Origin of the sequence: Methanofastidiosum sp. (assembly GCA_020854815.1) — an archaeon.
In the GTDB taxonomy this organism is placed as follows: domain Archaea; phylum Methanobacteriota_B; class Thermococci; order Methanofastidiosales; family Methanofastidiosaceae; genus Methanofastidiosum.
Genome location: JAHKLW010000059.1, coordinates 1 through 11283 on the forward strand (window position 1 = coordinate 1; position 11283 = coordinate 11283).

Below are 11283 nucleotides of genomic sequence, written 5' to 3' on the forward strand. Positions count from 1 at the left end.
CTCTTTATCTCTTTTTCTTCAAGCGGCTCTTCAGGACGACCGGGTGGCCTTAGAATTGGCCTTGAGCCGGTCTTTTTGTAGTGCAGGTAAATTTGATTTACCCTTCTAAGGGTAACTTTTTGGATGAAGGCAATCTTTTTGTCGTTGAGCTTTGCCATACCCCAATAACATTTCCTCACGGGAAATGATTTTGGGATAAGACAATATTCGAACTAGATAAAAAGATTTAAAAAGTATTTTTCAAGGTAATTATAAGGAATAAAATGAGAAATATCTATAGAAAAAGACCTAAGATATATCTAAAACAAGAATTAGTAGGTCAAAAAAATGGTAATTCTGTTTCTACCATAGACGAAACTATAGATATGAAGGATTCTACTAAACCTGAAAAAAGAATTGTTCAAAGTTTGCCCTCCAATGGAAATGGAAAAAATTACAACAATAGATTTGATATCTTAGTCATTGAAGATAATCCTGAGATATTAGAAATGATTCAGGTAACTTTAGAATCTGTTTCCCATTACAATTTTAAAATCACTTGTGCCCAAAGTGCTGAAGAAGCTTTAGAAAAAGTAAAGAATACAAATTTTGATTTAATAATTTCGGACAATGTTCTGCCAGGGATATCCGGATTAGATTTTCTTACAAAGGTAAAAGACCAATACCCTTCTACTCTGAGGATTCTAATCACTGGCTATTCTGATATGGAAGTAGTTAAAGATGCAATTAATAGGGCGGCTGTTAATGCATACATCGAAAAGCCATTCAGTTTTGATGGGCTTACAGGAAAAGTAATTGAGATACTCAAGGAAAAAAATGTTCTCCAAAGAAGGCAGGATTTAACATCGCTGGAGCATATTTATGAATCTGAAGGAGGGCCAGAATTCTTTAGTTCTTTATTCGCATTCACACCAAAAGATTCAGAAGTTCACACAGTTGTAGAAAAAAGTGAAGACGATTTGGAGATTAAATATAGTAAAGAAAAGGTTGATGTCTTATCAAATTATGGGATTATTAAAAAGGTAAAGAATCTCCCACTTATTATTAAATGTCCCAATTGTCAATCCTACGATTATAAAATTGTATTAAAATGCCCGTCATGTACTTCTGAAAATTTAATCAAGGGGGAAGTAATTGAACATTACAGTTGCTCTACCATCAATTTTTCGAATAAATTCATGAAAGAAGGTCGACTTATATGCCCAAAATGTAATCAAGAATTAAAACGGCTTGGAGTGGATTACAGAAAAATTGGAAATTGGGTTTTTTGTGAAAACTGCAGTGATTTTTACGGAGAGGCGAATGTTAATTTAAAATGTAACAGCTGTAAGACCCTTTATTCAGTCAATGAATCGATCTGGGAAGAAGAAGAGAAAATTGTTCCAGACAGGGCAAAAATATTGAAAGTTATAAGACGGCTTAGTATTTTAAGTGAGATAGAACAAGAGTTAAGAAAAAAAGAGTTTGATATTAGAAGGAATATAGTGTTATACTATTTGGGAATGGAGAAGAAATTTGACATAGGAGTTTTTAGAGATTTAAAGGATGAAAATCCCTTTTTACTCTTTGATATTTGTATTGATCCACATGGTAATTTTTCAGATGAAATAAAATCATTCTATAATAAATCCAAGGACATAAATTATGCCAAAACTATCTTTGTTGCAGTTCCGCATATAGATAGCAAAGATAAAAAAATAATTAATGAATTAAAAATAAATGCAATTGAAGTTGACGATTCAAATTCTATTATTACTGCTTTAGATTCATTAAATATTTCATAAATTATGGCTCTCGTGAAGTAGATGATATTAGAACTTATAGAAAAATACTTTGAGTTTTTTGGATTTTCAGTTATCACAGGTATCCAAATATCTTTATTTTTAGTATTAATTGATAGTACGAGGACCATCATTAAAATAATCTTTATTCTATTGGGAAAACTAAGGGAGATTTTAAATCCATTGCCCGAACTAAAGCATTTGCCCTCTGTTTCAATAATCGTCCCTGCACATAACGAAGAATCGAAAATTGAGGAATGTATAATCTCATTGATAGAGGCCAATTATCCAAAGGACAAGAAAGAGATAATTTTAATTGACGATGGGTCAACTGATAAGACCTATCCTAGATCTCTCCCCTATGCAAGAAAAGGACTGATAAAACTATTCAAAAGGGAGACTAAGAGTGGCTCCAAAAGCGGTGCAATAAATTATGGATTATTAATTGCAAAAAATGAGCTCATTATAGTGGTGGATGCCGATACAAAATTAGAAATAAATTCACTTGTAGAAATTGTTAGGCCATTTGCAGATAAAAATGTAATGGCAGTAGCAGGAAATATCAAAATTGAAAACAGAAATAATATTCTTTCATATTGTCAAGCTTACGAATACACAATGTCAATGGAAATAGGAAAAAGAATACAGTCTCTTTTTAGAACAATACTCATAGTTCCGGGGGCATTTGGTGCTTTCAGGATGAAATTCGTTAAAACAGTAGGGGATTATGATTATGATACTATAACTGAAGACTTTGATTTGACGTTCAAAGTATTGAAAAGGGCTAAAGTTCTATTTGCACCATCTGCCATAGCCTGGACTATATGCCCAGATAAATTAGATACGTGGTATCGGCAGAGAGTAAGATGGTCAAGGGGAGAACTTGAAACGTTATGGAAACATAGGGACCTCTTCTTTAGAAAACATTATGGATTCCTAGGATTGATTGCAGCCCCGGATATGGTATTGATGGACATGATTCTATTGACATTAAGATTTGTTAATCTTTTAGTAGTATTAATTGTCATGCCTATCTTATTTACTTTTGAGGTATACATGGAATATCTTATTTTTTACTTTAGAGTTCTTTTAATGCTATTCTGCTCTTATATGATCTTTGAAATTATCTCTTTATTTGCCGCTTTGTTAGTCGTAAAAGAGCGAAAAGATCTTTACTATTTTTTAATATCTCCCATAATTATAGTTTTTTATAGGCCATTCTACGCATTGGTTAGATTCAAAGGATATTTAGATGTTATCTTAAGAAGAGATCCTGTGTGGAGGTAATAGATTATTTATCTATTACACTTTTTAGATATTCTGCATATTCGTTTATATCCATTAAATTGATTTTTTCTTCTAGATCTGTAGTCTTTATTTTGCATATCCAGGAATCATAAGGTTTAGTATTCAGGGTATCTGGAGAAGTCTCAACTTCTTTATTAGTTTCTATTATGTTACCTGAGATTGGGGAAAAAAGGTCTAAAACAGTTTTTACAGATTCTATTTGGCACAATAATTCGAATTGCTTCACATTGGTACCGATTGCAGGAAGTTCGATAAATGCTATTTCCCCTATTTCTCTTTGTGAGTAGTCGTCTATTCCAACGATACATATATCTCCTTCAATTTTAATCCACTCATGTGTTTTTGAGTAAAATAAATCATCCTTAAAAGAATATGTCCCTATCTCCATTTTAACACCAAATTTCTCTTTTTTATTTTGCTTAAATCTTTATCGATAACGATATTATCTTATTAGTGGCAATGATTTATAAATCCTATGAATAATTATTCATAAAAAGGTGTTTATACGAAGGTAGCCATTGCAACAGATGACAAGGTAAATATTTCCCATCACTTCGGGAGAACTTTAGGATTTAGAGCATTGAAATAAGGGATAACAAGGTAGTTGAGGAAGAATATCGACAAAATATTGGAAAAAGTAATGGACAGTGCGGGAGTTGCGACCATTCTAGCATGATAAACAACATCAAAGACTGTAATTTGGTAATTGTTACGGGATGGGGAGGGCATATACAATGATCTTCTCAGGAACAATATCGGGGCACTAGTTACAGAGGAGATAACTGTTGACAGTGCAATAACTAGTCTCCTCGAGGCGGATCTTGTAAATAGGCTGGATAAATTACATTAATTATTTATTTTTTAATTGAAAGAAAATTTAATAAGTTGTCATATTTTATAATTATTAGGAGATTAAATGAAACTTGTTATTGTTGGAGGGGGCGCATCAGGTTCAGAAGCAGCCCTCGAAGCAAGAAAATTTGATAGAAATGTCGAAATTACACTAATTGAAAAACAAGATTTTCCCCAATATTCCTTATGTGGTCTTCCATATGCAGTCTCAGGGGATATTGATAACTTTGATAAGCTCGTAATATTCCCAAATGAATTTTATGAAAAACAAAATATTAAACTTCTTTTAAAGAATGAAATTAAAAAAATTGATGCCAAATCTAAAAAAGTTGTATTAGGTGATGGTTCTGAGATAGAATACGATTCTCTAATTCTTGCAACTGGAGCAATGCCGTGCAATTATAAGATGGGTTACAAATATCCTAATGGAGTCTATTTCATAAGAACTTTGGCTGATGTAAAAGAATTATCTAGCAAAATTGATAGTTCAAAAAAAGCAATTATATACGCATATGGATGGGGATGCAAAGCAGGCTGTAAGGGGTGCATTTCTGGCAGAATCTCCCTGGAGATGTCTTATGCTCTAAAGAAGAGGGGGCTTGATGTAACAATTGTTTCTAAAGAGGCCATGCCATTAAGACAACAAATCGATAGTGATATGAGTGAATTAATTGTAGATTATATAAACTCCAAAGGAATTAACTTGATAAGTGACAAAGCTAGTATAGATATAGCTGGTGAAGACAAAGTTAAGGGATTAACAGCAGATAATGAGTTAATTGAAGCAGATATTATTATAATGGCCTCTGGAACTCGTACAAACTCTTCTTTAGCTAGAGATTGTGGAATTGAAATACAGAAGGGAATTAAAACTAATTCAAAGCTTGAGACATCGATTGAGAATATCTATGCGTGTGGTGATTGTGCTAGTGTTAAATATCATTTCACTGGTGAATCTTTTTCTTCGAGCCTAGGAACAAATGCAGTAAGGGGTGGAAAAATTGCAGGGATTAATTCAGTTGGAGGAAATCAAGAACTAGCCCCTATACTAAATATCACAATAATGGATTTTTTTGATTTAAAAATAGGTGCATTTGGATTAACAGAAGATAATTTATCTAAAATGGGGATAGAATATGTCAAGGCTAAATTCAAAGGTAAATCCCGGGCAGAATACTATCCTGGGCACAAAGATGTTATTATCAAAATTTTGGCTTCTAAAGACGGAGATATATTAGGATTCCAAGCTATTGGAGAAGAGGGTATATTTGCCAGAACACTTGCAGTGGGATTTGCAGTTCAAAAAGGAATTAAGATTAAAGAATTAGCAAAAATTGAAAACTCTTATAGCCCCCTTATATCTCCAACCATAGATCCAGTTCAAATTTGTGCGGAACTTGTACTAAAAAGAATAAAATAATATTTTGTTTAAGTTCCCCATCTTTTGAATAAATTATTTTCTACTTCTATTTGGTCCAAGATTCTTCCAACAACAAAGTTAATCATTTCGTCCATATTTTTTGGCTTGTGATAAAATGCAGGCATAGCAGGAAGTATAACAGCGCCCTCTTCAGATAAAACTGCCATACTTCTTAGATTAATTGAGGTCAATGGGGTTTCTCGTGGAACAATTACCAATTTCCTTTTTTCTTTTAAGGCAACTGCAGCAGCTCTCGTGATTAGATTGTCTTGTATCCCCGCCGCAATCTTAGAAATTGTTGAAATTGAAGCGGGACAAATAACCATGAAATTAAAGGGATGGCTTCCAGAAGCAATTGGAGCATCTATCTCAATATTTTTGTAGACTTTGTATACGTATTTGTGTAAATTTTCTACTTTATATTCAGTTTCTTCTTCAATTATTTTTTTTGCGCCTTCACTAACTACTAAATTTACCTTTCCTTTTAAATTTTCTAGTAATCTGATGCCGTAAATAACCCCACTGGCACCAGTTATCGCAAGAATTCCTTCCATACACAATATGGTAATCGTAACTATTAAAGATTTACCTTTCTAAAATAACTGGAAATATTCCGAAAGTTATATAAGTTACTCTTTAAGATTGCTTCTATAATATAATCTTTTTAATGGTGAATCTATGAGGATTCTTCTAATACATAGCGACTATTTAGAGTATGAAATAACTTCAAAGACAAAAATAGCTGAAGAGATTGAAGATTCTTTGGAACAGGGCAGGATGGAGGATTGTCTTTCTGTTTTTGCAGCTGTTGAAGAAGGAGACGACGACTCAGTAATTGAAAATACAATAAATGAGATAAAAAAAGTCTCAAAATCTGTTAAATCACAAAAAATTTTCCTTTACCCATACGCTCATTTGAGTAATGAACTGGCCTCTCCAGACGTGGCAGTCAAAATATTAAAAGATCTCGAAACAAAATTAAAATCAAACTTTGAAGTAAAAAGAGCGCCTTTTGGATATTATAAAGCCTTTAAGGTATCCTGCAAGGGACACCCATTATCTGAACTTTCTAGAAGCATAAAGCCACAAGGTAAGGGGGAAATAGTTTCTGAAGCATTGAAGGCAGAAGAAAGAATCAAATCCAATTGGTACATACTAGATCCTTCTTTAAATCTTATACCTCAAGATAAATTTGATTTTAAGAATTATGAAGGTCTTAAAAAATTGGCCGAATATGAGGTAACTCATTCCAGAAAAGTCGATATGGTTCCTCCACATGTAGAATACATGAAAAATTTAGAACTTGTCGACTATGAAAAAGGATCAGATCCTGGAAATTTAAGGTGGTACCCAAAGGGTGTTCTCATCAAGAGATTACTTGAAACACAAGTTACAGATAGCATCTTAGAATATGGTGGAATGGAAGTAGAAACACCAATTATGTATAGTATTACTCATCCAATGCTTTCAAAGTATCTAAATAGATTTCCAGCAAGACAATATATCGTTAAATCTGGAAATGACGATTACTTCCTAAGATTTGCAGCATGTTTTGGCCAATATCTTATGAAACATGACATGATTATATCTTACAAAGATCTTCCCCTAAGACTTTATGAATTAACAAGATATAGCTTTAGGAGGGAGCAAAGAGGAGAGTTAGTAGGGCTAAGAAGATTAAGGGCATTTACAATGCCAGATATGCATACACTTGCCCCTTCAATGGACGATGCAAAGAAGGAATTCATAGAGCAATTCAAACTGTCCATGAGATGGATGGATGAACTAGAACTTAATTATCAAGTTGCCATAAGATTTGTCAAATCATTTTATGATGAAAACAGGGATTTTGTCGATACCTTAATGTCATTAATTAAAAGACCAGTTTTAGTTGAAATGTGGGACGAAAGACCGTTCTACTTTGTCATGAAATTTGAGTTTAATTTTATTGATTCATTAAATAAAGCTTCAGCCCTTTCAACAGTTCAAATAGATATAGAAAACACTGAGAGATTTGAAATCAAGTATTTTGACGAAGATGGAAAAGAAAAATATCCTCTAATGCTACACGCTTCAATTTCTGGTGCAATTGAAAGAAATCTATATGCACTTCTTGAAACAGCATATATTGAATCTAAAAAAGGTAAAAAACCAATGCTTCCATTATGGTTATCGCCAACCCAAGTGAGAGTTCTTCCCGTAGGAGAAGAGCAGCTTCAATACTCTTTGAAAGTCGTGGAAGAACTAGAGAAATCAGGTATAAGGGTTGATATAGACGACAGAGATTTGAGGCTTGGTAAAAAGATAAGAGAAGCTGAAAAAGATTGGGTTCCGTACATTATTGTTATTGGAGAAGATGAAATCAATAACTCCAATTTAAATATCAGATCTAGAGAAGACTCTTCTCAAAAGAATCTAACCGTTCAAGAATTTAAGGGCACTATCTTAGAGCTTATTGAAGGAAAACCAACAAGACCTTTACCTCTACCAAGAAATCTTTCTTTAAGGGCTAGTTTTAGGTAGGTGTATAGAATGGAAAAAATAAAATGTGATGTACTAGTTGTTGGCGGTGGACTTGCAGGTTTAAGAGCCGCCATAGAAGCAAAAAAATACGTTAAAGATGTAATAATACTAACAAAAGGATACGTTGGAAAGGGCGGCTGTAGCTCAATCTCTGAAGGAATTTTAAATGCACCTATTTCAGAAAATGATTCTTCTGATCTGTACTATGGAGATATAGTGAAGGGATCGGCTAATGTAGCTGATCCAAAACTTGCCAGACTTCTTTCTGAAAATGCAAAAAATGCCATTCTTTCTCTTGAAGATTACGGTGTTCAATTCAAACGAGAAAATGGAAACTTGGCCCTTAATCTGTCTGGGGGAAATTCAGTTGCAAGAACTGTGAGGGTGGAGCCACCGGGTCCCGGATGCGGAAGAATAATTCCTTTAAAATTAATGGAATACGCAAAGAATAACGGAATAAAATTCCTTGAAAAAAATCACTTGATCAAACTCTTTGAGAAGAATGGTAGAGTTGTATCTGGGATATCTTATGATGGAAAGAATTTCTCTGAAATCTCTTTTAAGTCTATTATTATTTCTACAGGAGGGGCGGGAACTGTCTACGGTAACTCCACAAATACCTCCGATGTTGAAGGGGATGGGTATTACCTAAGTTTTGATGTTGGGACATCTTTGATTGACATGGAATATGTACAATTTTTTCCCACAGTTGCCCTAAAATCTTATTTAGTATTGCCCTTTATTTTTACCGATGGGGCCACACTCCTAAATAGTAAGGGTGAAAGATTTATTGGTAAATATGATCCAAATCTTTTGGAAAAAACAACTAGGGATGTAATGTCAAGAGCCATATTTACTGAGGCACTTGAAGGCAGGGGTGTTGATGGGGGAGTTTATATCTCCTACAAAGAAGTACCCGAAAATATTCTTAAAACAAAATATTCAAAAGAATTAGACTTTTTCTTATCAAAAGGAATAGATCTAACTAAGGAAAATCTTTTAGTTAAGCCTTCATGCCACTTCTTCATGGGGGGCATAAAGATAAATCATAAGTGTGAAACAAATGTCAAGGGATTATTTGCTTGTGGGGAAACTGCAGGTGGTGTACATGGTGCCAACAGACTTGCAGGTAACGCTCTAGCTGAAACATTAGTATTTGGAAAGATTGCAGGAAAGAGTGCTGCAGATTTTGCATTATCAAATAGCTTTGATCATGTCGACATAAAGTGTTTTATCGATTCTTTACCTAAACTTTCTGAAAATTCTTCCGAAAAGGACTTGATTAAAGAGATAAGAGAAATTATGTGGGTATACCTTGGAATTATTAGAGATGAAAAAGGAATAAAGGCCGCAATCAAACAGTTTTCTGAATTAAAAAATAAATTTGAAAAAATAAATTTCACACAAAATTACTTAGAATACTTTAAATTAAGAAATATCCTTTTTATTGCTCAGACCGTAGCCTTATCGGCTCTCGAAAGGACAGAGTCAAGAGGGGCACATTATAGAAGTGATTATCCAAAAGAAGATAAGAATTGGAAAAAGGCAATCATAATAAAAAAAGGATTCGAAATAGAATACGAGGAGAGAGATAATTGTTATTAGGAATAATAGGGAGTCAATGGGGAGACGAAGGAAAAGGGAAAGTTACCGATATTTTCGCCGAGAATTCTGATATCGTTGTTAGATTTCAAGGCGGGAACAATGCAGGACATACAATAGTAGTTGGGGATAAGACCTATAAGTTTCACCTAATGCCCTCAGGGGCAGTACACAGGAAATCTCTTGTCCTAGGGAATGGCGTTGTAGTTGATCCAAAAGTATTGATTGAAGAGATCGAAAAACTAAAAAAAGATGGATTCAATCCAGATATTTCAATAAGTGATAGGGCCAATATAATAATGCCTTACCACAGAATTCTTGATGGAATTGAAGAGAAAATGAAAGGTGCCCACGCAGCCGGAACAACGAGAAAAGGAATAGGCCCATGCTATTCCGATAAAATATCTCGTTTTGGTATTAGATTTTCTGATCTTTTAGATCTCGAAGTTTTTAAAGATAAACTAAATTTAATTGTTCCAATAAAACAAAAAATATTTGATGCATTTGGTGAAGATGCCAATCTAGATATTGATTCGATATATGATGAATATGTTTTGTATAGGGAATATTTGAAAGAATATGTAAAAGACACTTCAATTTTTTTAAATAAAGCTTACGATGAAGGTAAAAACATCTTAATGGAAGGTGCACAAGGAACTCATTTAGATATAGATCATGGAATCTACCCATTTACTACTTCTTCAAATACAAATTCTGGAGGGATATGTACTGGAAGTGGCGTATCTCCTAATAAGATCGATAAGATTGTAGGCATAACAAAAGCATATACTTCAAGAGTTGGAGAAGGGCCTTTCCCTACTGAGTTATTAAATAAGGAAGGCGAATTTTTAAGGGAAAAAGGAAGAGAATTTGGGACGACAACAGGAAGGCCAAGAAGATGTGGATGGCTAGATTTAGTTTTAGTGAAATATTCATGCCTACTAAATAATTTCTCTGGACTAGCAATAACAAAGATAGATGTATTGGCAGGAATGAAGAAGCTCAAAATATGTTATGGTTATGATTATAAGGGAAAAATACTTTATGATTTCCCTTCAAATATGAGAATATTGTCCCAGTGCAAGCCCCTTTATACTGAATTTGAAGGATGGGAAGAATTTGATTGGAATAAGATAAAAGATGCCAACTCCTTACCAAAAGAAATACAGGCTTATACTCAGTATATAGAAGAGCAAACTAAAACACCAATTTACATGATCTCATATGGGCCAAAAAGAGATGAAACTTTAGTGATAAATGACCCTTTTAGAGGCGTATAATTGTTTGGGATTTTTAATAAATTCAAATATAAAATGGCCATTGTTGTTAGAGAAGATTTAAAGCTATCTAAAGGAAAGCTTTCGGCTCAAGTAGCCCATGCTGCAGTAAGTTGTGCAATTAAATCGGAGAAAAACAAAAGTAAGTATTTTTCTGAGTGGTTTTCAGAAGGGCAAAAAAAAGTTGTCCTTAAGATTGAGGATTTAGACTCCCTCCTTAAAGTTTTTAATGAAGCTAAAAGTGTTGGACTGACAACAGAACTTATTAAAGATGCAGGATTAACAGAGATTCCTCCAGGAACTATTACTGTACTAGGTATAGGGCCCGCTCCTGAAGATGAAATAGATAATATAGTGGGCAATTTAAAACTTCTTTAATTAAATAATACAAAAGCTTATATAAATAATTTTTAAAAAGTATCTTAAGTAGTATTGGAGGTAATAAAATGAAAAAAATATTTATTGTATTCTTAACATTGATATTGGCAATTTCTATGTTTGTATCACCTATGTTGGCGAC

10 protein-coding genes are annotated in these 11283 nt (G+C 33.5%); 7 read left to right on the top strand and 3 right to left on the bottom strand.

Annotated features, from left to right (window positions below):
• Positions 1 to 263: 263 nt before the first annotated feature.
• Complete coding sequence (locus KO464_07340; protein ID MCC7573189.1) at positions 264 to 1784, top strand: response regulator; 1521 nt, start codon at positions 264 to 266, stop codon at positions 1782 to 1784.
• Positions 1785 to 1805: 21 nt separating this feature from the next.
• The gene (locus tag KO464_07345; GenBank protein ID MCC7573190.1) at positions 1806 to 3068 is read left to right on the top strand and encodes a glycosyltransferase; all 1263 of its coding nucleotides are present in this window, start codon (positions 1806 to 1808) and stop codon (positions 3066 to 3068) included.
• 4 nt (positions 3069 to 3072) lie between these two features.
• Here KO464_07345 and gcvH read toward each other — a convergent pair whose 3' ends face one another.
• Positions 3073 to 3477: a glycine cleavage system protein GcvH gene (gene gcvH, locus KO464_07350; GenBank protein ID MCC7573191.1), complete on the bottom strand. Its 405-nt coding sequence runs from the start codon at positions 3475 to 3477 to the stop codon at positions 3073 to 3075.
• Positions 3478 to 3638: 161 nt separating this feature from the next.
• A complete protein-coding gene (locus tag KO464_07355) occupies positions 3639 to 3818 on the bottom strand; it encodes a hypothetical protein (protein ID MCC7573192.1) in 180 nt (59 codons plus the stop codon).
• Positions 3819 to 4005: 187 nt separating this feature from the next.
• Between KO464_07355 and KO464_07360 the strand changes: the two genes are divergently transcribed.
• On the top strand, positions 4006 to 5361 hold the full coding sequence (locus KO464_07360) for an FAD-dependent oxidoreductase (GenBank protein MCC7573193.1): 1356 nt from the start codon (positions 4006 to 4008) through the stop codon (positions 5359 to 5361).
• 8 nt (positions 5362 to 5369) lie between these two features.
• Here KO464_07360 and KO464_07365 read toward each other — a convergent pair whose 3' ends face one another.
• Complete coding sequence (locus KO464_07365) at positions 5370 to 5915, bottom strand: UbiX family flavin prenyltransferase (protein MCC7573194.1); 546 nt, start codon at positions 5913 to 5915, stop codon at positions 5370 to 5372.
• 124 nt (positions 5916 to 6039) lie between these two features.
• Between KO464_07365 and thrS the strand changes: the two genes are divergently transcribed.
• The 4 genes from thrS to pth2 are packed head-to-tail and all read left to right on the top strand — an operon-like array spanning position 6040 to position 11141.
• The gene (thrS, locus tag KO464_07370) at positions 6040 to 7884 is read left to right on the top strand and encodes a threonine--tRNA ligase (protein MCC7573195.1); all 1845 of its coding nucleotides are present in this window, start codon (positions 6040 to 6042) and stop codon (positions 7882 to 7884) included.
• Positions 7885 to 7893: 9 nt separating this feature from the next.
• Positions 7894 to 9489, top strand: a complete 1596-nt coding sequence (locus KO464_07375) for an FAD-binding protein (protein MCC7573196.1) — start codon at positions 7894 to 7896, stop codon at positions 9487 to 9489.
• Positions 9480 to 10766 (top strand): adenylosuccinate synthase, encoded by a 1287-nt coding sequence (locus tag KO464_07380; protein MCC7573197.1) that lies wholly within the window; start codon positions 9480 to 9482, stop codon positions 10764 to 10766. The genes KO464_07375 and KO464_07380 overlap by 10 nt, the downstream gene beginning before the upstream one ends.
• Before the next feature lie 33 nt (positions 10767 to 10799).
• Positions 10800 to 11141, top strand: a complete 342-nt coding sequence (gene pth2 / locus KO464_07385) for a peptidyl-tRNA hydrolase Pth2 (GenBank protein ID MCC7573198.1) — start codon at positions 10800 to 10802, stop codon at positions 11139 to 11141.
• Positions 11142 to 11283: the final 142 nt, after the last annotated feature.

Bases quoted from the DNA above. Each gene is read 5' to 3' on its own strand.
- KO464_07340 (MCC7573189.1), top strand. From the start codon at position 264: ATGAGAAATATCTATAGAAAAAGACCTAAGATATATCTAAAACAAGAA.
- KO464_07345 (MCC7573190.1), top strand. From the start codon at position 1,806: ATGATATTAGAACTTATAGAAAAATACTTTGAGTTTTTTGGATTTTCA.
- gcvH (MCC7573191.1), bottom strand. From the start codon at position 3,477: ATGGAGATAGGGACATATTCTTTTAAGGATGATTTATTTTACTCAAAA.
- KO464_07355 (MCC7573192.1), bottom strand. From the start codon at position 3,818: ATGCCCTCCCCATCCCGTAACAATTACCAAATTACAGTCTTTGATGTT.
- KO464_07360 (MCC7573193.1), top strand. From the start codon at position 4,006: ATGAAACTTGTTATTGTTGGAGGGGGCGCATCAGGTTCAGAAGCAGCC.
- KO464_07365 (MCC7573194.1), bottom strand. From the start codon at position 5,915: ATGGAAGGAATTCTTGCGATAACTGGTGCCAGTGGGGTTATTTACGGC.
- thrS (MCC7573195.1), top strand. From the start codon at position 6,040: ATGAGGATTCTTCTAATACATAGCGACTATTTAGAGTATGAAATAACT.
- KO464_07375 (MCC7573196.1), top strand. From the start codon at position 7,894: ATGGAAAAAATAAAATGTGATGTACTAGTTGTTGGCGGTGGACTTGCA.
- pth2 (MCC7573198.1), top strand. From the start codon at position 10,800: ATGGCCATTGTTGTTAGAGAAGATTTAAAGCTATCTAAAGGAAAGCTT.